Source organism: [Clostridium] cellulosi (genome assembly GCF_036762875.1).
Classification (GTDB): domain Bacteria; phylum Bacillota; class Clostridia; order Oscillospirales; family Ethanoligenentaceae; genus Ruminiclostridium_D; species Ruminiclostridium_D cellulosi.
On record NZ_JBAIZF010000006.1, the window covers coordinates 149,281 to 173,644 of the forward strand.

Annotated in this window: 18 protein-coding genes, 1 other RNA gene and 1 pseudogene; 10 read left to right on the top strand and 10 right to left on the bottom strand. The window is 44.9% G+C overall.

Translation table 11 applies throughout. From position 1 onward, the window contains the following. Nucleotides 1–238: 238 nt before the first annotated feature. Both V6C21_RS03060 and fbaA read left to right on the top strand, forming a co-directional pair. Complete coding sequence (locus V6C21_RS03060) at nucleotides 239–1,372, top strand: hypothetical protein (RefSeq protein WP_479268289.1); 1,134 nt, start codon at nucleotides 239–241, stop codon at nucleotides 1,370–1,372. Between the two features lie 353 nt (nucleotides 1,373–1,725). Further along, the gene (fbaA, locus tag V6C21_RS03065; RefSeq protein ID WP_045085165.1) at nucleotides 1,726–2,757 is read left to right on the top strand and encodes a class II fructose-bisphosphate aldolase; all 1,032 of its coding nucleotides are present in this window, start codon (nucleotides 1,726–1,728) and stop codon (nucleotides 2,755–2,757) included. A gap of 176 nt (nucleotides 2,758–2,933) precedes the next feature. Here fbaA and V6C21_RS03070 read toward each other — a convergent pair whose 3' ends face one another. The 9 genes from V6C21_RS03070 to V6C21_RS03110 all read right to left on the bottom strand — a co-directional run bounded on the left by V6C21_RS03070 (nucleotide 2,934) and on the right by V6C21_RS03110 (nucleotide 15,224). Further along, the gene (locus V6C21_RS03070) at nucleotides 2,934–3,188 is read right to left on the bottom strand and encodes an AbrB/MazE/SpoVT family DNA-binding domain-containing protein (RefSeq protein ID WP_034841404.1); all 255 of its coding nucleotides are present in this window, start codon (nucleotides 3,186–3,188) and stop codon (nucleotides 2,934–2,936) included. Between the two features lie 297 nt (nucleotides 3,189–3,485). Further along, on the bottom strand, nucleotides 3,486–5,864 hold the full coding sequence (locus tag V6C21_RS03075) for a methyl-accepting chemotaxis protein (RefSeq protein ID WP_479268290.1): 2,379 nt from the start codon (nucleotides 5,862–5,864) through the stop codon (nucleotides 3,486–3,488). Between the two features lie 510 nt (nucleotides 5,865–6,374). Beyond that, complete coding sequence (locus V6C21_RS03080) at nucleotides 6,375–8,441, bottom strand: beta-galactosidase (RefSeq protein ID WP_034841405.1); 2,067 nt, start codon at nucleotides 8,439–8,441, stop codon at nucleotides 6,375–6,377. 107 nt (nucleotides 8,442–8,548) lie between these two features. After that, nucleotides 8,549–9,403 carry a peptide chain release factor N(5)-glutamine methyltransferase gene (gene prmC, locus V6C21_RS03085; RefSeq protein ID WP_479268291.1) on the bottom strand — a complete coding sequence of 285 codons (855 nt, stop codon included), beginning with the start codon at nucleotides 9,401–9,403 and terminating at the stop codon, nucleotides 8,549–8,551. A gap of 140 nt (nucleotides 9,404–9,543) precedes the next feature. After that, a complete protein-coding gene (locus tag V6C21_RS03090; protein ID WP_479268292.1) occupies nucleotides 9,544–10,797 on the bottom strand; it encodes a DUF1385 domain-containing protein in 1,254 nt (417 codons plus the stop codon). 19 nt (nucleotides 10,798–10,816) lie between these two features. Beyond that, complete coding sequence (locus V6C21_RS03095; protein WP_479268293.1) at nucleotides 10,817–12,271, bottom strand: HAMP domain-containing sensor histidine kinase; 1,455 nt, start codon at nucleotides 12,269–12,271, stop codon at nucleotides 10,817–10,819. Next, a complete protein-coding gene (locus V6C21_RS03100) occupies nucleotides 12,256–12,951 on the bottom strand; it encodes a response regulator transcription factor (RefSeq protein WP_034841410.1) in 696 nt (231 codons plus the stop codon). The genes V6C21_RS03095 and V6C21_RS03100 overlap by 16 nt, the downstream gene beginning before the upstream one ends. A gap of 45 nt (nucleotides 12,952–12,996) precedes the next feature. Further along, nucleotides 12,997–14,334, bottom strand: a complete 1,338-nt coding sequence (locus V6C21_RS03105) for an FG-GAP repeat domain-containing protein (RefSeq protein WP_479268294.1) — start codon at nucleotides 14,332–14,334, stop codon at nucleotides 12,997–12,999. A gap of 485 nt (nucleotides 14,335–14,819) precedes the next feature. Next, a complete protein-coding gene (locus V6C21_RS03110; protein ID WP_479268295.1) occupies nucleotides 14,820–15,224 on the bottom strand; it encodes a ComEA family DNA-binding protein in 405 nt (134 codons plus the stop codon). A gap of 248 nt (nucleotides 15,225–15,472) precedes the next feature. On the opposite strand from V6C21_RS03110, the gene asnS reads away from it, so the two are divergent. From asnS to V6C21_RS03135, 5 genes are all read left to right on the top strand, one after another. Next, complete coding sequence (asnS, locus tag V6C21_RS03115) at nucleotides 15,473–16,861, top strand: asparagine--tRNA ligase (RefSeq protein WP_045085167.1); 1,389 nt, start codon at nucleotides 15,473–15,475, stop codon at nucleotides 16,859–16,861. A gap of 13 nt (nucleotides 16,862–16,874) precedes the next feature. Next, nucleotides 16,875–17,639 carry a nickel pincer cofactor biosynthesis protein LarB gene (gene larB, locus V6C21_RS03120; protein ID WP_045085168.1) on the top strand — a complete coding sequence of 255 codons (765 nt, stop codon included), beginning with the start codon at nucleotides 16,875–16,877 and terminating at the stop codon, nucleotides 17,637–17,639. Beyond that, nucleotides 17,632–18,834, top strand: coding sequence for a nickel pincer cofactor biosynthesis protein LarC (gene larC, locus V6C21_RS03125; RefSeq protein ID WP_479268296.1), 1,203 nt, complete (start codon nucleotides 17,632–17,634; stop codon nucleotides 18,832–18,834). Before larB ends, larC begins: the two co-directional genes overlap by 8 nt. 155 nt (nucleotides 18,835–18,989) lie before the next feature. Beyond that, nucleotides 18,990–20,306 carry an aspartate aminotransferase type Ic gene (locus tag V6C21_RS03130; RefSeq protein WP_045085169.1) on the top strand — a complete coding sequence of 439 codons (1,317 nt, stop codon included), beginning with the start codon at nucleotides 18,990–18,992 and terminating at the stop codon, nucleotides 20,304–20,306. A 72-nt stretch (nucleotides 20,307–20,378) separates the two neighbouring features. After that, nucleotides 20,379–21,200 carry an HAD family hydrolase gene (locus V6C21_RS03135; RefSeq protein WP_479268297.1) on the top strand — a complete coding sequence of 274 codons (822 nt, stop codon included), beginning with the start codon at nucleotides 20,379–20,381 and terminating at the stop codon, nucleotides 21,198–21,200. A gap of 105 nt (nucleotides 21,201–21,305) precedes the next feature. Here V6C21_RS03135 and V6C21_RS03140 read toward each other — a convergent pair whose 3' ends face one another. Next, nucleotides 21,306–21,947, bottom strand: a complete 642-nt coding sequence (locus tag V6C21_RS03140; protein ID WP_034841432.1) for a lactate utilization protein — start codon at nucleotides 21,945–21,947, stop codon at nucleotides 21,306–21,308. Nucleotides 21,948–22,194: 247 nt separating this feature from the next. Here V6C21_RS03140 and rnpB point away from each other — a divergent pair. The 3 genes and pseudogenes from rnpB to V6C21_RS03155 all read left to right on the top strand — a co-directional run bounded on the left by rnpB (nucleotide 22,195) and on the right by V6C21_RS03155 (nucleotide 24,230). Continuing rightward, nucleotides 22,195–22,540: RNase P RNA component class A (gene rnpB / locus V6C21_RS03145), an RNA gene on the top strand. 247 nt (nucleotides 22,541–22,787) lie between these two features. Beyond that, a pseudogene (locus V6C21_RS03150) lies at nucleotides 22,788–22,904 on the top strand (zinc-ribbon domain-containing protein); the annotation flags it as partial. A gap of 141 nt (nucleotides 22,905–23,045) precedes the next feature. Further along, complete coding sequence (locus V6C21_RS03155) at nucleotides 23,046–24,230, top strand: TcaA 3rd/4th domain-containing protein (protein ID WP_479268300.1); 1,185 nt, start codon at nucleotides 23,046–23,048, stop codon at nucleotides 24,228–24,230. The last annotated feature ends 134 nt before the right edge of the window (nucleotides 24,231–24,364 follow it).

The window sequence follows — 24,364 nt, forward strand, 5'->3', positions numbered from 1 at the left end:
ATAGAACAAAGAGACATAGCTTCCTGCAATAGAATAACCTTGTAGTTGTCGCAACAGGTAACAACAGTACGTCAATAGCAATATTGTGTAAATTCTTGTTCAATGCTGTAATTTTACTTGTAATAATTTATAAAATAGTGCAAAATAATAGGTGATACATATTGACCAAAGCGGTAGACTCACAGAAAATTTGCATTTATACAGGCGAAAATATATAAAAACGGAAGGGGAGGCAGAAATGTTAAAGAAACATATGAAAATTGTTGTCGCCGCCGCCTGCGCTTTTGTACTGGTAGCCGGCGCAGCTACCTTTTTTATCGTCAGGGGGATGAGGAGCCTATCCCACGATGCAGTCTATTCAGACGGCTGCAATTTTTCCGGACCGGACGGGTTTATCCATCAGCAGCCGGGGCAGAACAGCGCTTTTATGTTTTTTGATTACAAGAAAAAAGAAAACGGGTATCTGTGGGGCGGCGCAGCGGCGTCCTCGTTCGACAAATACCCGACGGTCATCGCTAAGTACGGCGGCAATATCTACGCGATTGCACCCTACGGGGCGAACAAATCATTTATATATAAAGCCGATAGAGAGGGCAAACAAAAAGAGACTTTAATTGAGGCCGACTCCGACGCAGGCGGAAGAATGATAATAATGAGCGGCAAACTGTATTTCGAGAATACGGTGCACAAGGTTGAAAACCTGACGGCAACGGATGAAACAACGGTTTCGATAAATAGTGTCGATTTAAAGACCAAAAAGCTTTCAACGGTGTCCCCGCGGCATACCGGCAAAAACGCAAGCATATCCCTTCTTGGGTGTTATAAAGACAATCTCTATTACATATACAGCTCACAAAGCGAAGTTTCGGGCGAAGAAACAGTAAAGAACAAGCACGCGATATATGAACTTAACCTCAAGACAGGCGCCGAAAAGGCAATACTGGGCCAGCTTGGAACGATGACAGCCCTTAAATTCTATGGCGACAGCGCATACTATATGCTGACGGACCCAGATACTGAGCAAGTTACGCTCTGCCGGCATCATCTCGATACTGGTGCGGATGAAAAAATAGCCTCCGGTAAAAATATTATCAACAGCATACAGTGTTTTGATGGCAAGGTGTTTTACCGTGTCGGGAAAACGAACACGTCTGAGGGTTACTATTACGACCTAAAGAAAAAGGTGACAAAATCTGTGCCGGTAAAATATGGCTCTAATCAGAATTTCTATATAGTCGGCGAGTCGAACGACCTGTTCATTATAATATGCTGGGGAACAGGAAATGGGGGTCAGGCTCAAAACGGCACCTATGCCTATATTAAAAAGGCAGACTACTATGCCGGAAAGGTTCAGCCGGTAAAATTCAAATAAAAACAGCCGCGCTTTTCGCGCGGCTGTAAACAGATTCGCGTAGGATATGTACCCGGCAGAACTTAAGTGGTGCCTTATTATGCAGCAAAAAACCCCTCGGCTTTATCGCCGGAAGGGGCGTAAAAAGGGACTTGGACCGCAGCTTCGCGGCAAAAGAAATTTGGGGAGAAAGGAGGGTAATAAAGATTACACCTATAATATAGTTTGTAATTATTAACTAAACGTTAATAAAAAGTAAAAAATATTTTTCGTTTAAATTTTAACACAGATATGTGCCAACACTGGCAAAAGGGCTGTCTATATGTTATAATAAAATTATTAAATAATTATTAACAATATGATGAGGTGTTAAAATGCCGGTAGTAGATTATGATCAGTATAAGACAATGCTCGAGACCGCTTATAAGAACAAATATGCTTATCCAGCATTCAATGTTTCTTCTATAGAGACTGCCAACGCTGTTCTTGAAGGTCTTGCAGAAGCCGAGTCAGACGGTATTATTCAAATTTCAATTGGTGGCGGAGAATTCGCTTCCGGAAATTATATCAAGGACAGTGCAATCGGTGCAATGACCCTTGCACAGCACGTGCACCTTGTAGCAAAGAAATATAATATTTTTGTTGCTCTTCATACGGACCATTGCAAAGCTTCAAAACTGCCGTCATTTGTTTTGCCTCTTATTGAAGAGACTGAAAAACGTCGCGCAAGAGGCGAAAGCAATCTGTTCAACAGCCACATGTTCGATGGCAGCGACATCCCCCTTGACAAAAATATCGAGATCGCAACGGATTTGTTCAAGCGCTGCGCAAAGAACAAGATTATCCTCGAAGTCGAGGCCGGTGTAGTCGGCGGTGAGGAAGACGGTATGGACAATTCCGGAGTACCAAACGATAAGCTTTATTCCACACCCGAAGATATGCTGCGTTTCTATGAAGCTCTCGGCAAGATTCCGGATGCGACATATATGCTCGCTGCAACATTCGGAAACGTCCATGGCGTTTACAAGCCGGGCAATGTAAAGCTTCGTCCGAAAGTATTAAAAGAAGGCCAGGAAGCGCTGAAAGCGAAATACGGCGACGACGCACATTTCCTGTTCGTGTTCCACGGCGGTTCGGGTTCTCCGAAGGAAGATATCGCCGAAACTCTGAATTACGGCTGCGTCAAGATGAACATAGATACAGACACGCAGTATGCGTTTACAAGGCCTATTGTCGACCATATGTTTAAGAATTATGACGGCGTGCTTAAGGTTGAGGGCGAGGTCGGCAACAAGAAGGTTTATGATCCGCGCTCATATCTCAAGGCTGCTGAAAAGGGCATGGCACAGCGTGTTATTGAAGCCTGCCAGGACCTCAATTCTGTCGGAAAGACGCTGTGCAAATAATTTTTACAAGCGCAAAAAAGGGCCGCCGGCTTTTACCGGCGGCCTTCAGTATTTTTATTTTTGCTGCGCCTTTTAAGATATTGTTTTTTTAAAGATGTAATTTAACGTTTATGTCGTTTTGTAGTTTAATAAAGAAGTATTTTTAGCAGCCGTATGGGAGAGGCAAAACAATCTCATCAAACTGATTTGCATTTCTCAACAATTTCATTTTTGCAGCTTTCACAGATATATTGACCTTTGTAATTGATGAGGTTTTCCATAGAATTGCAGAATAAACATCCGCGTATGTATTTCTTTAAGTAAATGCTGTTTTCATCACAGAAGAATTCGATGGGATCGCCTGACTCAATATTCAGATTTTGCCGGGTTTCTCTGGGTATGACAATCCTTCCAAGCAGGTCGATTTTCCTGACTATGCCGGTTGATTTCATCTTTGCACCTCCTCTTCTGTTAAAATCTGTGAGGCTTTAAATTGCCCGAAAAACTTAATATGGCAATTATCAAAATTATGAACTGGCTACTGAAATATACAACATATGACTAAAATATGATAAAACACCATATGATGCTTGATAGATTATATTATGACATAATTCATTAAATAATGCAATCAAATACCAGTAAGTTTAAAAAATTTATATAATTTTACTAAATAATTATATAAAAATGTCGGCAAGACTGAAAATCCCCCGGTTTTCAAGACCGGGGGATAAAAATATACAATTTAATCAGTACTTGCCGAAATCATCGTTGCCAACTGTTTCTGTTTCTACTTCATTTTCCTGTTCTTCAGAAGCGGCTTCAGTAACAGCGTCCTCAGCGTTTTCGTTGGAAACATTCCAATCGGTATTGCTGCGCAGCTTGAATTGGGCCAACATGTCGTTTAGGGCAGCAGATTGGTTAGACAATTCCTCACTTGAAGCTGCGCTTTCCTCGGCTATTGCAGAATTGGTTTGGATAACCTGTGAAACCTGACTGAGGCCTTTGTCGATTTGCGAAATACCTGTTGCCTGTTCGGCTGAGGAATCGGCAATTTCAGAAACCAGGGACAGCGCTTTTTCAACCCCGTTAGCAATGCCTTTGAATGCTTCTGCTGTATCCTTTGCGATTTTTGTGCCGATATTTACTTTTTGCAGAGAAGATTCGATAAGCGACGCAGTATTCTTGGCTGCTTCGGCGCTTTTAGCAGCGAGGTTTCTCACCTCTTCCGCGACGACGGCAAAGCCCTTTCCGTATTGGCCCGCGCGTGCCGCTTCAACAGCCGCATTAAGGGACAAGATGTTTGTCTGGAAAGCGATATCGTCGATCACTTTGATTATCTTTGAAATATTAATCGACGATTCATTTATATCGTTCATTGATTTTAACATTTCCGCCATTTGGACATTTCCGCTTTCGGCGTCTATTTTGACTTGTTCTACAAGTTCATTGGCTTTGTTGGCGTTAATCGCGTTTTTGTTTGTCCTTTCCTTGATTTCCGTAATTGAAGCTGTGAGCTCTTCAACGACGCTGGCTTGTTCCGTTGCGCCCTGGGAGAGAAGCTGGCTTCCGTGCGACACCTGTGCAGAGTCTGAGGCAACCTGTGCCGCGGCTTCACTTACGCTGCTCAAAAACTCGTTGAATTTGGCAGTGATTGCGTTCATAGCGTCGGATATAGCTTTAAGGTCGCCGTCAAAACTTATTGTCTCTTCAATATTGAAGTTGCCCTGTGACATCTGAAGCAGCCTGCTGGAAATTTCCTGAATTACACGCTGGAATTCGAGCGAAGTCATATTCACAGAGTCAACAAGCTCTTTGTATTCGCCTTTGAATTCACCTTCAATAGTGCCGCCAACGCTGCCGTTAGCGATTTCCTTCATCAAGTTATTAATCTGCACAGTAGGTTCTTGAATTGAATCAAGTGCATTGTTAAAGGATTCGATGATGTGCATGAACTCGCCGTTAAACTTGGACGAATCACCGCGGATATCAAGTTTGCCTTCTGCGGCAGCATTAGAAATCTTAATTGATTCATCAATTGTTGCCTTGATTGTCTCCATCAATTTGATAAATGAAGGGATCAGTTGGTCGTTTTCGCTTAACTTGCCAGTTGCTTTAAGATTGTCGAGAGAACTGATGTTGCCTTCGGACAGCTCATTAACGATTGTTAGGATTTTATTAAACGCGTCAAGCACTGCATTTACGGACTCGGTAAGTTTCTTAAAATCGCCGTTGTAATTGCCTTCGCATCTTGCAGAAAAATCACAGACAGCCATATTATTTAAGACTGTTATTGTTTCAGATATAGGAGCAGACATAGAGTCCAGTGTGTCACTGAAGCCGTCCAATATGAATTTGAATCCGCCTTCAAACTTAGAACTGTCTGGACGGGCGTTAATATTGCCATTTGTCGCCTCATTCGATATCTTTTCGACCTCGCTTACAAGGTCGTCGAATGATTTCATCAGCTTTATGAGAGCGGGAGTTAAGCAGTCATTTTCACTGAGCTTGCCCGCGATTTCAAGCTGGTCAAGGGTCTGCAGGTCGCCGTTTGATATTTGGGTTATGATATCCTGGAACTGGTTAACAAGCCTTACATGGTCGTTTAATGACTCGGCCATTATCCTATACTGGCCCTCATATTCGCCTTCCATGCCGTGTGAGAAATCATTGACTGTGAAGTTCTGTAAGATGCCGTTTAATTCTTCGATTGGCTTTGCGGCCGCATCACAACTGCTGTTGATATTTTCGGCAAGCTCGCGCCATTTGCCGCTGTATTTGCCTATGTTGCAGCGTATGTCAAAGCGGCCATGGGAAATACCGTTGAGCATTGTCTGCACGTCGCTGAACAGCGAATATACTACCGAAGCGGCGTTGTTAACTGCATTTGCCGTAATATCGTTGCTGTCGTAAGCCTCATTTGAGGGAACCTTGCCGTTTGCAATATCCTGAAGGGCCCCTACAACATTTCGTGCATAATAATCGGCAAAATCGTCAATTTCCTTCGCAATTTGACTGTTTTTAATATTGCAGCGGGCATGGATATGCCCTTTTCTGAGTTCAGAAATAACTTCTTGAATCTTGGAAAAGGGTATTGTGAACCAGTAGGAAACCACAAGTGATAACACTAAAAAGGCAATAAGTATTGCGCCAAAATAAATATATGTGGCCTCCGTACTTAAATTCAGTGCTTTACCTATTGCACCGAGTATACAAATCAATAAAGCGGTGCCAAAAAGCAAAAAAAATGTTTTTATTCGCAGCGCGGCCCCATTTTTCTTTTGATGACTCATTGCAGAAAACTTCTTTCACTTAAAATTTAATTTTCATCTGGTTTTTATGTGGTTCCGGTTTTTAATTCCCCCTCCTTTTTGAACCGGAAAGCCGAATTTTAAAAATTTAAGTATATATAAATGTTAGTGCATAATAACCGTTTTATATACAGAAGGCTTCAGGATAATATTTATATTGATATTTATTTACAAAATATTATAGCACTTAATGTTAAGTTGTCAAATTTTAATAGAAAATATAGCGTATATGCGTTAAATATAAGTTAAAGTTGAACAAAGCAAAAAAACATAGATAAAGCCCCATGCTGCCTAAATTCTATAGCATGGGGCTTTGGGTCACGTTTTTTATTTTGCGTTGCGTTGAAGCAGTTTAAAACCGTATGCAGGAATCTGTATAGTCTCGCTTTCGGGATTTCCGTCAAGCATATTTTTGTACTGATCGGTGATTTTGACGGTTTTGGTTTCTTCTGTAAAATTCATAATAAATACGAAATCATTTTCTCCGTCAGTGCGGTACTCGGCGGAAACGCCTTCGGGAAGCTCTGAGTCAATTGTTTTCTTTATGCCGAATTTTTCGATGATGCTCGAATAAAATTTGTCGAGGAAGTCTGTGCCAGTCCGCGCAGCAATATAATAAGCGTGGCCTTTTCCATAGTTATTGACAGTCAAAGCGGGTTTGCCTTTGTAAAAATCAGATTTATATATTGCCAGCACCTGAGCCTTCTCTGCGTGTATTATATCGCACATGTCTTTTATATCAAAACTGCCTTTAAATCCAAGCTCGTTGCCTTCATTCAGAACAATGCTGTTTTTGTCGCTGGGATATAGCGCATCCTGCTCTTCATCCCAGATTCCCAGGATTTTGCGCAGCGGGCCAGGGAAGCCGCCGAGCCAGCATAGGTCGTTGTCGTTGACAAAGCCGCTAAGGTATGTTGTAACAAACGTTCCGCCGCCTTTAACAAACTTATCTATCCTTTCGGCAAAGCCTTCACGCAGCATATAAGCCATAGGTGCAATGACAAGCTTATATCCCGAAAGATCCGCCATTTCATTGATTACATCGACAGGGACGCCTTTTTTCCAGAACGGGGTGTAATGCTCTATGCAAGTTTTCGTGTAATTCATTGATTCACAATTGCTGATTCGTGCATCTTCAATAGCCCACAAATTCTGGTAGTCAAAAACAACTGCAACCTCGGGTTTAACCGTAGTGCCGACGACCGCGTCAAGTTTTTCAAGGTCTTCACCGACCTTCGATACTTCCGAGAAAATACGGGTATTTTCACTGCCGGAATGACCGACAACCGCCCCATGGAATTTTTCGAAACCGCCGCGGCCTTTGCGCCATTGGAAATACTGGACTGTGTCTGAACCATGTGCAACAGCCTGCATTGATTGAAGTTCGATTATACCAGGGCGCTGTAGCTTATTGATATTTCTCCAGTTGATATTCCCTGGGGCACTTTCCATCATCATGAATGGGCGCCCGCCCTTGAGTGAGCGGTTGAGGTCATGGGAAAATGCCGTTGCCGCCGCGGTTTCCCAGGTTTTCTGATAGTCGTTGTGCCACTCAGGATAATTGTCCCAAGAAACTATATCCTCCACCTTTGCCATTTCCCATTGGTCGTATTCTGGGCATAGGCCCATGAAGTTGGTGGTGACGGGTATATTTGGTGTAATCCTGCGGATAGGCCCAATTTCATTCTTAAAGAAATCTACTGTTTGATGGGTGATAAAACGCTTCCAGTCGAGCTTTAGCCCATGGAGATTAAATTCGCCTTTTTTGCTCGGTGATTCAATCTGTGACCAGTCGGTAATGCTGTGACTCCAGAAAGAAGTCCACCATTCGTGATTGAGTTTTTCGAGAGTTCCATATTTGTTCTTTAAAAATTGTCTGAAAGCTTCCTGACACAGCGGACAATGGCATTCGCCGGAGTATTCGTTGGAGATGTGCCATGCGATAAGAGCTGGATGATCTTTGTATCTCTCAGCCAGCTTAGTATTTATTATCCTTACCTTTTCGCGGTAAATGGGTGATGTCAAGCAGTGGTTGTGACGTCCGCCGTAAAGCTGTCTCTGCCTTTCATCGTCAACGCGCAGGACTTCAGGGTATTTTTTAGCAAGCCAAATCGGGCGAGCACCACTCGGAGTGGCCAGTATGACGTAGATACCGTTTTTGGCGAGTTTGTCCATAATATTGTCGAGCCATGAGAAATCAAATTTCCCTTCTTCGGGTTCCAACTTTGACCAGGCAAAGATACCTAAAGAAACAACATTAACGTGCGCTTTTTTCATTAAGCGTATATCCTCGTCAATGATTTCAGGTGTTTCAAGCCATTGGTCAGGATTGTAGTCGCCACCGTGTAGAATATGAGGGTATTTTGGCGAAATCGGTTTGTACTTTTCTACCATAGCATTTTCTCCTGATTTAAATATTTATTTATAAATGGAAATAGTGCGCGGATGTTAATATAACCCGATAAATTTGATTACAAAATGCAAGTGTTGATTAAGGAAGCTTATTTTGAAAAGCCTCCGACCACACGCTCAATCCCGGCGTAGTCTTTCTTTATAAATATGTCACGGTATCCTGAGTTTTCTAAAATTCGCGATACGTCATCTGACTGTTCGGCGCCAACTTCAAAGGCAGCAAAGCCGCCGCTTTTTAAATGAGGCAGGAATCGGCCTGCGGACCTGTAGAACAAAAGGCCGTCCTCTCCGCCGTCAAGCGCTGTAATGGGTTCATATTCCGCCACCTCTGGCTCGAGGGCGGGAATATCACCGCTGTTTATATATGGGGGATTGCAGACAATAGCGTCAAAGTCAAAAGCAAGTGAATCTAAGGTTTCGTTTGCCAGCACATCGCCTTTGACAATCTCAGCGCGTTCTTTCAGCCCGTGAAAGTCAATATTTTTCTTCAAATAATACAGCGCGTCATCGGATAGCTCAACGCAGACAGCGGTGCTATTTTCAACATTTTTTAATATAGCTGTTGATATACACCCGCTGCCGGCGCATAAATCGAGAATTTTAGGAGAAGGTTTTTCGGAAAGATAGGATATGGCGACTTCGCATAAAACCTCTGTATCGGGACGGGGGATAAGAACCCCTTTTCCGACAAAGAAGTCCAGTCCAAAGAAGGGCCATTTCCCGAAGATGTACTGCAATGGTTCGTGTTTCGCCCTGCGCTCCACGTCTGACCAGAATTCATCGTCGGGGCAGCACAAAGGCTTTTCGCCGTACAGCAGAATTTCATGGCGCTTGTAGCCCGTATGTTTTTCTATTATTTTCGCAGCGTCAAAACCAGCGTCAGCGATACCTGCGTCAGCAAGCCTCTTTTTCGCTTTCAAAAATGCTTCATGTATTGTATACATCAACAACCTCAATGATTTAGTTATTTAACAAAAAACAGCCTTTATAAATCTGTGGTCAGTGCCACTCTGATAAAGGCTGTTGAACTTCATAATTGTATCCGGCTTCACGTACTTAAAACCTTTTTAGAACCGCCGGTTTATTACCAAAGGTCGTCCTCTGGGTTGTCCGGAATTACAGCTTTAAGCGCTTTAATGGCGACCTCAAGCTGGGAATCATCAGGCTCGCGGGTTGTAAGGCGCTGTAGCCAAAGACCGGGGGCGAGCAGAAAACGCATAACGGAGTTGTCGTGACGGCCCGCGAATTTTATTATCTCATAAGAAATGCCGACGACAAGCGGGAGCAGCAGCAGTTTGAGCAGTATTCTGAGCCAAAGCGTTTTCCATGTGACAAAAGAGAAAACAATAATGCTGATAATAAGGACGATGAGCAGGAAACTTGTACCGCAGCGAGGGTGGAAGCGCGTATATTTTCTGGCGTTCTCAGGGGTGAGTTCGTCGCCGTGTTCATAGCAGTAAATGGTCTTGTGCTCGGCGCCGTGGTACTGGTAAACCCTTTGGATGTCCTTCATACGGGCAATGAGCGCAAGATATCCGATAAAGATGGCGATTTTTATTACACCTTCGGCGATAGTGCTCATAGAACCCCAGTGAACAAATCTGTCCGTTTTCCCGATAATAAGGGTCGGGAGTACGGCAAAGAGCAGTATTGCAATAACAAGTCCAGCTATCATAGATAAGGCGGTCGCAACGCTCATCCCTTTATCGCCGCCGGACTCATTCTTGTCTGTATCACTCGATTTTTCCGGATTTTCTTCCGTATTAGTACCCTCTGCTGGCTTGCCCTCCGCAGTAGTACCATCTGCCTTGCCCTCCGCAGGAGCGGCTTCGGACACAGAACTTGCCGTCTCACTCGGCTTTCCCGGATTGCCCTCCGCAGTAGTACCCTCTACTACTGATTTGCCCTCCGCAGGAGCGGCTTCGGGCACAGAACTTGCCGTCTCACTCGGCTTTCCCGGATTGCCCTCCGCAGTAGTACCCTCTACTACTGATTTGCTCTCCGCAGAAGCGGCTTCGGGCACAGAACTTGATGTATCGCTCAACTTCCCCGGATTGCCCTCCGCAGGAGCAAGCTCGGCTATCTCGGCGGATTTAGAGATAGTTTTATACCCAAAGACGAGCATTTCGACGAAGTTGATGACACCGCGTATGATAGGAAGCCGGAGAATAGAATTTCGGTCGTGACGCGACGTGTTCCAGACTTCAAGGCTGATATCCCCGTCAGGTTTTCTGACTGCGAGGGCCGTTTTATCTACTCCGCGCATCATAACGCCTTCTATGACGGCTTGACCGCCGATCATAGTGCGGTGGATTTTTTTATTATCATTATTTTTCATAGCTTCACGACCTTTATGCTCAGATTGAGGGCAGGGTAATTGTTACGGTAGTTCCTTTGGAATCTTCGCTTTCAATTTCAAGAGTTCCGCCGTGAAGACATACGATTTCATCGGCGACAGCAAGGCCTATTCCGGAACCGCGCCTTGTGGAATTACCCTTGAAGAACTTTTCCTTGACGCGGGGCAGGTCGGAAGCGGGAATGCCGCAGCCTGTATCTGAAATAGCTATCTTTACAAATCCCTGGCCGCTTGATGTCGATATTGTGACAATACCGCCTGGATCAGAATACTTGAATGCGTTGTCGAGAATGTTGACAAAAACCTGCCTTAGCCTGTTGCGGTCTCCCATAACTGTGGGCAAGCTTTCAGGCTCGTTATAGATAAGTGTAAGCCCTTCGCGGTGCGCACGGTCTGAGAACATAAGGACCGCTTCGCCAAGCTCCGCCAGGATATCGACTTTGTCGACCTTGAGCTTGAATTTGCCGTTTTGCATGCGCGAAAAGTCCAAAAGCTCTTCAACCATGCTGGAAAGGCGCTCAGTTTCTTTGATTATAACATTCATGCCTTTATTAAAGGTGTCTTTTTCAGTAGACCCGGCGGAAAGTATAGTTTCGCCCCAACCTTTTATAGCGGTAAGAGGTGTCCGGAGTTCGTGGGAAACGGAAGAGATGAAATCGTTCTTCATCCGTTCGGCTGCGCCGAGTTCGCTGGCCATGTAGTTGATTGTATCGCAAAGCTCACCGATTTCATCGTCATATTGCTTGTCTATGCGCGCGTCGAAATCGCCGGACGCAATGCGGCGCGCTGTCGAGCTGACTTCACGCACCGGGATTACAATCGAATTTATGAAATAGATACCGGACATTATAACAAAAAAGATTATTGCAATGCAGATGATACCGCTGATAAGGATGTATATGGCTATCTGCATATCAATTCTTGAAAGCGAAACAACATAACGCGCGGCTCCGACAACATTGTTATCTTTGCCCCTGAGGAGGGCAGTGACAGCCATTATCTTTTCGCCGGTTGAAGGGTCGACACCGTCCCATTCGCCAATGCCGGAGGAGGAGCTGCGGGCAATAATAAAATCGCGGGGAACCGTATTGGACGGCATAAAACCGCTTGAAGTTAAGATGGGATAACCGTTGCGGTCAAGAAATATAAGCTCCATCTTATCTTTGTCGACAAATCCCTCAACGCTCCGTCTCGCTACTGAGTAGAAATCCGTCGACACAGTGCCCATAAGGTTTGAGAAGCTGACACTGTTGTTGTGAGCGGTGTTTTGCAGTGTCTGGCTGAGAGTATTGTAAAAATAGCTGTGAATAGAAAAAGCAAAAAACAACCAGATCACAACGAGAATTGCAAAGATTACGCACATGATATTGAGGAGCCAGCGCCGCGTAATACCTTTTAACAGCTTGCGGTTCTGCTTGTCGCGCAGTCTAAAAAAAGAGTTTATTTTGCGTTCCACTTGTACCCATATCCCCATACAGTGAGAATGTGCGTCGGATTCGACGGCTCATCCTCAATTTTCATTCTCAAGCGCCGCACATTAACGTCAACAATCTTGAGTTCTCCGAAATAATCTTCACCCCAGACGTGATTGAGAATATCGCTGCGCGAAAGCGCCGTGTCGGGGTTTTCCATGAAGTATTTCATAATTTGATATTCAACCTGAGTCAGTTCAACTGGTTTGTCACCTTTTTTAAGTGTACGGCTTTTTAAATTCAGGGTGAATATGCCGGAGACAATTTCTTCAGGCTGACGGCTTTCGCGGTCTATTTCGAGCCTTCTGTAGAGCGCGTCAATGCGCGCGACAAGCTCAGACGGGCTGAACGGCTTCGTGACATAGTCGTCGGCGCCGATCATAAGTCCTCCGACCTTGTCAAGCTCCTGCGTGCGTGCAGTAAGCATAATGATACCGACGGTCCGGCTCTTTTCTCTGAGCTTTCTGCAGACGGCAAAACCGTCTATGCCGGGCAACATTATGTCGAGAAGGACGATGCTGATTTTTGACGCATTTTCATCATAAATGCGGAGCGCGTCCTCGCCGGTTCCAGCTTCAAACACATCATAGCCCGATCTTTTGAGATTGATTATTATAAATTCGCGGATTGCTTCTTCATCTTCAACTACCAATATACTTTTCATCATAGCCCCCCGTTCTGCAGTAGGACACCTAACGTATAATTCGGTTTAATAAAGCAGCCTGAAATTACTGCTTATTTCGTCCAAAGTAAGAGCATATTCGCTATCTGATTTATGCTGGTCAAACTTTACGGCATAAACCGTTCCGTTTTTTTCGGCAATTTTATAAATCGGTTCATTGACTGAAATTGTATTCCAAATGCTTTCAGAGTAAACATTAATGGAGAATAAGGTCTTGCCATACTTATTGTTTTTAGCGTCCCATTCACAAAAAACCCAAGTACTGTCGCCGTCCTGCCGCGATACCGTTACATTGCTGTCCCATTTTTTCGGATACTTAAAATAATAGCCCTCGTTGTAATTCATTAAGCAGGACAGCTTTGGCGTCCAGGTATTGCTTGCGCTGTCAAATATGTTCCACCTGACGAGCCAAACTTTATTTGTATCATCTTTGTTGCGCACATAAGGCAGCTCGACAGGCATAGGCACTTCGACGTAACCGTCTTTGTCAATATCAGTACATCTGTAATCGACAAACCGCATTGTCGAATTAACTGTGTGCTTGTCATTGTCATAAAGAGGTGAAATAAGCTGTCCGTTTTTATAGCCTATAATTTCAGTTATAAATTTGTTTTCGCTTTTTACGCCGTCAATCAATACGGCGTTGTCTCCGCCCTTGAGCTTTGTAATATAAACGCCGCTATAGCTTGTAACGGTGCTGTCAAGGGGCGAACTTGACACAGCCGTGAGTTTCCCGTTTCTAAAGCTGATAAGGCGTGCTGCTGCCTGTTTTATATCGCTGTCCAGCTTGAGAAGGAGGATATCAGTCTTGCCGTTGCCGTCCATGTCGAGGGTCTTCATCTTGGTAAAGGTTCCGAGTTTTGTTTTTGTAAATGCTTTTCCGGTTCTTGTATAGACTATCAGTGTCAAATCTGTACTGTTGAAAGTCCGCCATCCGACTGCCATATCGTCGTGCCCGTCGCCGTTAAAATCCCCGAATTCAATACTGTCGATTTCATTGCCTTCACTGCTGATATCACAGGTAGCTTGCCAACTGTCTCCAACTTTGTCGAGCACCGCAATATGAGGTGAAGATGCGCTGCTGCCGGATGCACTGTAAAAAGCTATCACGTTAGTTGTGCCGTCATGGTCAAGGTCCTTCATTATAAAAGCGCTGCGGTAATCCCCTTCCAGCGGGAATTTAAAATTCGGCTTGTCGCCGATATGGGCCTCAAGGGCTTTTACTATGGCCTGCTGGTCTGCCGAAAGCTTCGGGGGAGTTTCCAGTTCCGATATATCGGCGGGAATAACCGTGCAGCCGGACGTCAGCGCAGCTACCGCAGATGCCAAAAGGCAAATGGCAGCCGCTTTTATTCGCGAGAGCATAGTTTAAACTCCTTTAAAATTCCGAAGTAATCTTAAATAATACAGCTTTATCGAATAGAGTAATACAGTTTATATTTTATATCAAAATCAACAATAAGTAAAGCAAAAAGGCGGCCGGCACTGTGATGGAAAATATAAAGAGATCATTCAGTAGCGTTATTCAAAAACAGTGGTCTGCTTTTATTGGATACGTTTATATAATATTCAAACAACTCAGAATAATAAACCTTGCTCGATAAAATCGGCAATGACCGCCGCAGTGCAACATAATTTGGGGTTGACATAGGAACAGCTAAGGTTATACTTAAACCGAAAAGTGAATTGTGTTTTGCTATTTAAAAGGCTTAATGACAGCCCGGGAGCGGTTTAAAAACATAAGGGCAAAAAAGCGCCCGGCGGGGAAGGCTTAAATGCCCTCTCCGCCGGATTAAAAGCCGCCGCTATTGCAGCGGCCCTTTGGCTATGGCTCATCCGCTTTCAAGCAATTATGTTGTAACATACGGTTTTATCTTATTGAGCGTCGCTTCTCCGATTCCCTTGACATTTATAAGCTCGTCGACGCTTTTAAAGCTACCGTGGGCGTTCCTGTAATCGATTATCGCCTGTGCCTTTGTCGGCCCGATACCCGGCAGCGAGTCGAGTTCGCTGAGCGTCGCAGTATTTATATTGATGACTCCCGCAGTTTTTCCTTTTGATTCTGACGCGGCGCGGGATGTACTTTTTGAGGAACCGGACGGAGTGCTTGAACTGTTAAGGCCCGGTTCTGACGAAGTTACTGATGAAGACGCAGGTTCTGAGCTCGGCTGAGAGTTTACAGCATATAGGGGCTGAGCTATAGCGTTCCCGTCGCCGTAGGCGGGCATAGAGGCAAAGTTATATACAATCGTCATAACGCATACTGCAGCCGTAAGCAGACTTACTATCAGAGTGAACTTTTTTGTGTCCAACAAAGGCCATCTCCAATAAAAATCATGCGGAAATTTGTAATATTGAAAGCAAAAATGTATGCTTTTATATTAATGTAACATTTTCTGTAGTATTTGGCAAGCATAATTGAAACCTTTATATATTAAAGAAACCAGCAGTATTGTAACGGCAAAAACAAAGGGTTATAATATTTCCGTAAAGGGGTAATAAAATGGAAAGAACACTTATAAAAGATCTATTTAATAATCCTGGGACCGGCGGACAAGAAATTACCGTTTGTGGCTGGGTCAGGACTGTACGCGATTCAAAAAGCATTGGTTTTATTGAGTTAAACGACGGAAGCTCTTTCAAAAACCTTCAGATTGTTTTCGACACAGAACTTGAGAATTTCACTGAGATAGCAAAGCTGGGCGTCGGCTCATCCATTTCCGTAACAGGAAAGGTCGTGCTGACTCCCGAAGCGCGCCAGCCTCTCGAGGTTCATGCGCAAACAATCAGAGTTGAGGGTGCATCACTCCCGACCTATCCTTTGCAGAAGAAACGGCATACGTTGGAATATCTGCGTACTATCGCTCACTTAAGGCCGAGGACAAATACTATAGGAGCGGCCCTGCGCGTGCGCTCTGTTGCGGCATATGCAATACACAAGTTTTTCCAAGAGCGCGGATTTGTGTATGTTCACACGCCGATAATCACAGGCAGCGACGCAGAGGGCGCCGGTGAGATGTTCAGGCTCACAACGCTTGACCTTCAAAATCCGCCCCGCCTTGAGGACGGCTCAATAGATTTCTCAAAGGACTTTTTCGGCAAGAGCGTGAACCTCACTGTTTCAGGGCAGCTTGAGGGCGAAGCGATGGCGATGGCCTTCGGTCAAATCTATACATTCGGCCCGACTTTCCGCGCGGAAAATTCAAATACACCGCGCCATGCGGCTGAATTCTGGATGATAGAGCCTGAAATCGCCTTTGCGGATTTAAACGACGATATGGAGCTTGCCCGGGACATGATTAAATATGTCCTTAAATATGTTATGGATAACTGCCCGGACGAGCTGGAGTTTTTCAATAAATTCATTGACAAGGGACTTCTCGAGCGATTGAACGGCGTTGTCAACTCTGAATTTGACCATCTCACCTATACGGAAGCCATTAAGATACTCGAAAAGCATAAGGATAAGTTTGAATATCCGGTATTCTGGGGCTGTGACCTTCAGACCGAGCACGAACGCTTCCTGACGGAGCAGGTTTGCAAAAAGCCGGTATTTGTCACCGATTACCCGAAAGAGATAAAGGCGTTCTATATGCGCCTCAACGACGACGGCAAGACTGTCGCGGCGATGGACTTGCTGGTTCCGGGGGTAGGCGAGATAATCGGCGGTTCACAGCGTGAGGAACGGCTCGATATACTGTCAAAACGCATAGACGAGCTTGGCATGCGTAAGGAAGATTACGCTTGGTATCTTGACCTGCGCCGTTTTGGCGGCACACGCCACTGCGGATTCGGGCTTGGATTTGAACGGCTTATCATGTATATTACGGGCATATCAAATATTCGTGACGTTATTCCGTTCCCGAGAACAGCGGGAAGTGCGGAATTTTAATCCCGGAGGAAATATGGACGTAAAAGCTCTTTTAGAGGCGGTCAAAAACGGTCAAATCTCCGTCGCACAGGCGGAGGAAATGCTCAAAGGGCTGCCGTATGACGATATGGGTTTTGCCATGGTGGATAATCACAGAAAACTGCGGACCGGTTTTGCCGAGGTGATTTTCTGCCAAGGCAAAACCCCCGCTCAGGCGGCAGCGATTGCCAAGAACTTGGCCCGCGGCGGCGGAAATGTGCTGGCGACGAGGGCCGAGCCGGAGCATTATGACGCCATAAAGGGCGTACTCAGCGGAGCAGTGTATAATGAGGCAGCGCGAACCGTTTATATAGAGCAAACACCGCCGGAAAAGATAGGCACAGTCGCTGTTTGTACGGCCGGCACGTCCGATATTCCAGTAGCGGAAGAGGCGGCGGTGACAGCGGAGGCTTTCGGGTGCGATGTTACCCGGATTTTTGACGTCGGCGTCGCCGGTATCCACCGGCTTTTTGACAAGCTCGACACCATAAGAAAAGCAAACGTCGTTATAGCGGTAGCCGGCATGGAGGGGGCTCTCGCGAGCGTCATCGGAGGCCTTGTCGAGCGTCCGGTTATTGCCGTCCCAACCAGTATAGGGTACGGCGCGAATTTCGGCGGGCTCTCGGCACTGCTGACCATGCTCAACTCCTGTTCGGCGGGGGTCGGCGTCGTCAACATCGATAACGGCTTCGGTGCGGGCTATCTCGCCGGACAGATAAATAGGCTTTTACACGACAAGATGACGGAAAGGGGTGTCTGACATAGACGGCAAGACAATTTACTTAGACTGTTCTTCAGGGGTCAGCGGCGATATGTTTACAGGCGCTATGCTTGACCTCGGGGTTGGCTTGCAAGAACTTAAAGACGCCCTGAATTCGCTTGGACTCAGCGACTTTGAAATATCGGCTGGGAAAACATTAAAGAACGGTTTTACTGCTACAAAATTCAACGTAGCTGTCCGTAAAGATGTGCATATTCACAGGCACCTTTCCGATATTGAGGAGATAATTGATAAAAGCACCCTTAAAGATTCAGTCAAAGCCCGTGCAAAAAAGATTTTTATGACGATGGCGCAGGCTGAGGGCAAAGTCCATGGCATACCGCCGGAGGAAGTCCACTTTCACGAGGTGGGTGCGGCGGATTCCATTGCGGACATAGTGTCCGCCGCTTTTTGCATCGACAGTCTGGGAGCCGAACGGATAATCTGCTCACCGCTCAACGTCGGCGGCGGCACTGTTAAATGCATGCACGGCACACTGCCCGTTCCGGCGCCGGCAACAGCCGAAATCTTGAGAAGCGCCGGTATACCGTTTAAAATAACGTCTCCTGACAACGGCGAGCTTGTTACCCCGACGGGAGCGGCGATACTTGCCGTCGTTTGCTCTGGGTTCGGCGAGATGCCGGAGATGACGGTTGAAAAGATAGGGCTCGGCGCGGGTGAAAGAGAGTTGTCCCAGCCGAACGTCCTGCGGGCCTTTTTGGGAAGCCTGCGTGAGGACTCCCCGGGGGATACTGTCGACGTCATTGAAACCAATGTCGATGACACAACAGGAGAAGCGCTCGGCCGCTGCCTTGAAGTGCTAATGGAAGAGGGGGCTGCTGACGCATATTTTACGCCGATATATATGAAAAAGCAGAGGCCTGCCTACATGCTGACGGTGCTGTGCGACAAAAGCTTTACAAAGCGCGCCGCAGAGATAATTTTTGAGCTGACGGGCTCCATTGGGCTGAGAGTCCGGACGTCAAGGCGCATAATCATGCAGAGAGAGATAAAGCATATAAAAACAAAATATGGCGAAATTCCAGTGAAATTTTCGTCATTCGGCGGTGTTAAAAAATATAAGGCAGAAGCAGAAAATGTCCAAAAATCCGCTAAGAAATACGGTGTTTCGCCGGATAAGATTTATGCCGAAATAATAAAGCAGGTTGAAAAAATTAAACTTATCTATCTGTGAAAAAAGAGCAGATAATTTCTGCTCTTTTTTATTTTATGAATTTATGAAAAATTAAACTTGCAAATTTCATTTGCATATATTAAAATATATAGGTATGAATTCAAATAAATGCAGGTTGATTTTATTGACCATCATGATATATCGGGGGTAATTAAATGGCTGAGTATGCTTCTTTAAGCAGGAAGGAGCTTTGTGAAATAAGAGACAGCCTTCTGAAAGAATATGAAGACGTTAAATCAAAAAACCTAAAACTCGACATGTCTCGCGGAAAGCCGGGGGCGGAACAGCTCAATCTGTCGCTTGAAGTCCTCGATTGCATAAACAGCAGCGAGTCTTGCAAGGCTGAAGGCGGAGTGGACTGTCGCAACTACGGGCTTCTTGACGGTATCCCAGAAGCGAAAAGGCTTTTTGCTGAGATGCTGGAGGTAAAACCTTCGGAAATCATTATCGGCGGCAATTCGAGTTTAAATATGATGTATGATACGGTGGCGCGCGCGATGACACACGGTATCCTCGGCGAAACACCGTGGTGCAAGCTCGACAAGGTTAAATTCCTGTGCCCGTGTCCCGGATATGACCGCCATTTCGCTATCACTGAGCATTTCGGAATAGAACTTATACCGATTGAGATGAAATCGGATGGACCGGATATGGACGCAGTTCAGTTCTATGTTGAAAACGACGAGTCTGTAAAGGGTATCTGGTGCGTTCCTAAATATTCCAACCCCGAAGGAATTACATATTCCGATGAGGTTGTTGACAGGTTTGCGGCGCTGAATCCTGCGGCGAAGGATTTCCGCATTTTCTGGGACAATGCATACTGCGTACATCATCTCACCGACAAACATGACAAGCTTAAAAATATACTTGAAGCGCTGCGTGCTAACGGGAAAGAAAACATGGTGTATATTTTCGGCTCGACGTCAAAGATTACATTCCCGGGTTCAGGTGTCGCAATGATGGCTGCTTCTGAAGAAAACATCGCTTCAATCAAAAAGCAGCTTGCTTTCCAGACTATTGGGCCGGATAAACTGAATCAGCTCCGCCATGTGCGTTTCTTTAAGAATTTAAAAGGCATTGAAGAGCATATGAAGAAGCATGCGGCGATCATTAAACCCAAATTCGACGCAGTTATCAACGCCCTTGAGAGCGAACTCGGCGGGACAGGGCTTGCAGAGTGGACGAATCCCAGAGGTGGCTATTTCATCAGCGTCAATACGCTTGACGGCTGTGCTAAGAGAACGGTTGAACTTTGCAAAGAGGCGGGCGTAAAACTGACCCCCGCGGGCGCAACTTATCCTTATGGAATTGACCCGCGCGACCGCAATATCCGCATTGCGCCGACCTACCCGCCGCTTGATGAACTGAAAGTAGCAGCAAAGCTGTTTTGCTTGTGCGTAAAGATTGCCGGGATTGAAAAACTTTTATCGGCTAAAAAGGTTACAATCGGTGCTCAGCCTGTAAGAGTATAAAATCACCGCCATGATACGTTCCGCATCATGGCGGTTTTTGTTTCCTAAATTATATTGCATGAGGGTGCTTATGTGAAAACACTGTATTTATCCGATTTGGATGGGACATTGTTGCAGAGAGATGAGCAACTTTCCGATTTTACAGTTAAAACGATTAACCGCCTCATTGAAAAAGGCATGATGTTTTCATACGCGACAGCCCGGTCGCTTTCGTCGGCGTCCAAGGTCACTGGGCGTCTGGATATCCGCTTGCCTGTAATTATTAACAACGGGGTATTTATAAGAGACCCTATTACAGGTGAAAACTTGTCTGCGGTTACCTTTTCAGAGGAAGAAAGAGCCTTTGCCAAAGAGTGGTTCAAAAAGCATGGCATATTCCCGATTGTCTATGCCTTTGACGGCGGCGCCGAGCGCGTGACATACCTTAAAGGCAGTGAAAACGAGGGCAAACGCCATTACCTTTCATCGCGAAAAGGGGACAAGCGGTTCAGGCAAGCCGAAAATACAGATGAGCTGTTTCGGGGCGAGGTGTATTACTATACTTGTATAGGCGAAAAGGAAGAACTCGCGCCTGTTTTTGAACACTTTGCCAAAGACAAAAGGTTCAGGTGCGTCTTTCAACAGGAAATATACCGGCCTGAATATTGGTGTGAGATCATGCCTGCCGGCGCGTCAAAAGCGACCGCACTGCAGCGCCTTAAAGAGATGTTAAACTGCGATAAAATTATTACATTCGGCGACTCTGCAAACGATATACCGATGTTTGAAGTGTCGGATGAATGTTACGCGGTCGAAAACGCCGTTCCGGAACTGAAAGAAGTGGCCGACGCTGTGATTTTATCGAACACAGAGGACGGTGTGGCGCGGTGGCTTTGCGAGAATTTTAAGTTGTAATAGTTTTTCCTCTTAAGAAGGGTAAATAAGGCAATAAGAAATGGCCGGTCAAAACCGGCCATTTCTTAATTTCAAACGAGATATTGCCTTATGTACTGTGTTTAATCAATACCCCAGCGGTTCGCCGACGATAATTACCTTTATGCGTCCCTTTTCCCTTTGCTGTCCGAGGAATACATAGCTGCAGCAAATTCTGGCGTCGCTTCTGCAGTCCATACATTCGCCGACTTTGGCACAAGGAGTGGCGCAGCTAAGGCGTGCCGCATTTGCCGGAGCCGCGATTTTCCTGACGCGTTCTATTGCGGCTTCCCTGTTGGAAACAATCTTGTTGTAGCCCGCTATAACGATGACGCTTTTCGGCCCGAATATCATCGCTGAAACGCGGTTCCCGCGCCCATCGACGTTGTATAGCTCGCCTTCCTCAGTAATAGCGTTGGTACTGACAAAATAAGCGTCCGCAAAAAACGAGTCACGGTAGATTTTTTCAATTTCTTCTTTTGTCAGCCCTTCCTTATACCTGTCAAGGAAATTGAAACGGCCGCAGCGCAGATAATCTATTATGCCGGTCTCAAACAATGTCATAGAGCCGCCGACGGAAACTGTGTCACCGTCTTTGATAAACTCGGCGGCCTTTTTCAGTGCGTCCTCTTTTGTTTCAACATAATATGCGTCCATCTTGTTCTTTTTCAGATTTTCTATTGTTTTACGAATACGCAACATGAGATTTTCCCTTGCGAATTTGTCCATAAGAAAGCCCCTTTTCTATGTTGTACTATAAAAAGTATATATCTGCGCGGCTGAGTTTGCAACATAGGCAAACGCAAATTGAGAAATTCGCGCGCAGGGCAATCGATGTCTTATCTGAAATGTCACTTATATCGCGCTGCGGCGAAAAAATCTCACAGCAACACATGCCATATAATTACTAAAATTACTGAATATGCTGCGGATAAATTATTGACTTAAGGCCGCTAATAAGATATAATATCACACGCGAGCAAGTCAGACAGCCGCGGGTGCAGTGCCGAAAGGCCGCATCTGAGGAAAGTCCGAGCTTCACAGGGCAGGATAGCGGGTAACGCCCGCCGGAGGCGACTCCAGGGAAAGTGCAACAGAAATATACCGCCGCGTAAGCGGTAAGGGTGGAAAGGCGAGGTAAGAGCTCACCGGCGCACAGGAGACTGTGCGGCCCTGCAAACCCTATCCGAAGCAACACCGCATAGAGGAACGTATACGCTGGCCCGGCGTGTTCCGGGAAGGTGGCTTGAGCTGCACGGCAACGTGTAGTCGAGATAGATGGCTGTCAAATACAGAACTCGGCTTATAGACTTACTCGTGCCATAATGAAACCCGCATAAGTACTACGAATGTAGTATTTATGCGGGTTTATCATTTTTTCGAATTGCGCTGAAAAATTAACTTTATGCCTCAATGTGACAATTTTAAGAGTACAAAATGAGTATTATTTTTGCGATTACTTTCTTTCCGGCAACAATTCTACTCGCTTTTTACTACGATACATGTACTTTATGATGAGTTGTTAAATTAATGCTAATATAATATAATTTATATAATATATTACAGGTTATGCTATTTATCGTTTTGGTTACGACCCAAGATAAGGTTGGAGGCGTTGAAGTGTATTGTAATAATTGCGGTGCGGAAATAAGAGAAGGAAGTACTATATGTCCGCATTGCGGTGAGCCTGTGAGCAATCTTCCACGCAGTTGGCGTAAAAAACAAAAAAAGCGAATAAAAGCTTCGTACCTTAATCGAACTCAAACGGCGGACCAATCTAAGAAAGTTTACTCTAAGCGAAAGAAGATAGCCATCGTAGCCTCGGCGTTGCAAGCTCTTATTGTGGTCATTGCTGCTTCTGCTGCAATCAATCACACGTATAGTATAAAGGGTACTGCGGAACGCCTTGAGAGCGCATTAAAATCAAAGAATGTGAATATGGTCGCAAGAGTTACTGGGCTTGATAAAGAGATGGCGTCCGAGTTTGTAAACAGCTGCGACGATTCTATTTTAGATGAACTTGATGAACTGAAATTAGGCAACTATAATGGCGATAATTTTAAACTGACAAAAAAGAATTTTCTGTGGCTAAACATCTATAAAATCAGCGTAAAAACATATAAGTGCAGGATTAAAACCAATCTTTGCCCAATATCCATTTATGAAGGTACCAGTTTAGTAGACTATCTCATCGAAGAAGAGGGAACGATAACTATAACCCCGGGAAAGCATAGGCTTGTGGCAGAGTATTATCGCGGTAATTTGATTCAGTCATTAAGCCAAACTGTCAACACCTCAGGAGAAAAATCATCCAATTTCATTTTTGACAAATTGCAAATTGGTGTTGGGGAAAAATTTAAAGACGCAGAAGTTTATATAAACGGCGAGGATACAAAAAAGGCGGTCTCAAGTTATGAAAAAGTAATTGACAACTATTATATCCCGTTCTCTAATGGCGATAAAGTTCAGCTTGAAATGCAATTCCCGTGGGGTAAGCTTAAGACAAAAGAATTTACCAAAGGGACAAATAGTATCAAATTTTTGCCTGATGAAAAAACTAAGCAGTTAGTTATGGATACCATCGTCACCTGTAATAAGTCAATCGTAGACGCTAAGAAGTCAAGGGATGCAAATAAGGCAAATGGCTTGACAGGTTATGCTAAAGAATATGTTCAGAGATTTATCGATAACATGAAGAAATATGAAGAGTATTATCATGGCGGAATTGAGAAAATTGATTTTGACCTCGACAGCTTTACTCTTTCAGACGATTCAGACTTCAGCCAAAAGGATTATGACTATTACATAACTGTTCAAACACGTGAATTTTTAAACGATGATACAACATTAGATCCCGATGAAGCCAAACAAAATAAATATACGGAGAACAGGGAATATGAGCTCGCATATGATAAGAACAGTAAAAAGTTCCTTATAAGCGGGATCACATCCGGTGAGGGAGTATCTGAGAATATTAAGACAGTTCAAATAGATTATTATGTTGCTAATTGACATTATAGATAAAGTATAATATTTTTCGCAAATTCATAGAAGTCCAATAAAAATGACATGGACGTAACCGTTTGGTAGAATTAAGTTAGCACACAAAATACCAACCAAAGGAGGTTACGTACCATGTCAGATAA

Coding starts and splice junctions, on each gene's coding strand:
- prmC (WP_479268291.1), bottom strand. CDS start 9,403: ATGTATACAATACATGAAGCATTTTTGAAAGCGAAAAAGAGGCTTGCT.
- V6C21_RS03140 (WP_034841432.1), bottom strand. CDS start 21,947: ATGGACAAATTCGCAAGGGAAAATCTCATGTTGCGTATTCGTAAAACA.
- V6C21_RS03110 (WP_479268295.1), bottom strand. CDS start 15,224: ATGACGATTGTATATAACTTTGCCTCTATGCCCGCCTACGGCGACGGG.
- asnS (WP_045085167.1), top strand. CDS start 15,473: ATGGAAAGAACACTTATAAAAGATCTATTTAATAATCCTGGGACCGGC.
- V6C21_RS03100 (WP_034841410.1), bottom strand. CDS start 12,951: ATGAAAAGTATATTGGTAGTTGAAGATGAAGAAGCAATCCGCGAATTT.
- V6C21_RS03130 (WP_045085169.1), top strand. CDS start 18,990: ATGGCTGAGTATGCTTCTTTAAGCAGGAAGGAGCTTTGTGAAATAAGA.
- V6C21_RS03070 (WP_034841404.1), bottom strand. CDS start 3,188: ATGAAATCAACCGGCATAGTCAGGAAAATCGACCTGCTTGGAAGGATT.
- V6C21_RS03105 (WP_479268294.1), bottom strand. CDS start 14,334: ATGCTCTCGCGAATAAAAGCGGCTGCCATTTGCCTTTTGGCATCTGCG.
- V6C21_RS03080 (WP_034841405.1), bottom strand. CDS start 8,441: ATGGTAGAAAAGTACAAACCGATTTCGCCAAAATACCCTCATATTCTA.
- fbaA (WP_045085165.1), top strand. CDS start 1,726: ATGCCGGTAGTAGATTATGATCAGTATAAGACAATGCTCGAGACCGCT.
- V6C21_RS03090 (WP_479268292.1), bottom strand. CDS start 10,797: ATGAAAAATAATGATAATAAAAAAATCCACCGCACTATGATCGGCGGT.
- V6C21_RS03060 (WP_479268289.1), top strand. CDS start 239: ATGTTAAAGAAACATATGAAAATTGTTGTCGCCGCCGCCTGCGCTTTT.
- larB (WP_045085168.1), top strand. CDS start 16,875: ATGGACGTAAAAGCTCTTTTAGAGGCGGTCAAAAACGGTCAAATCTCC.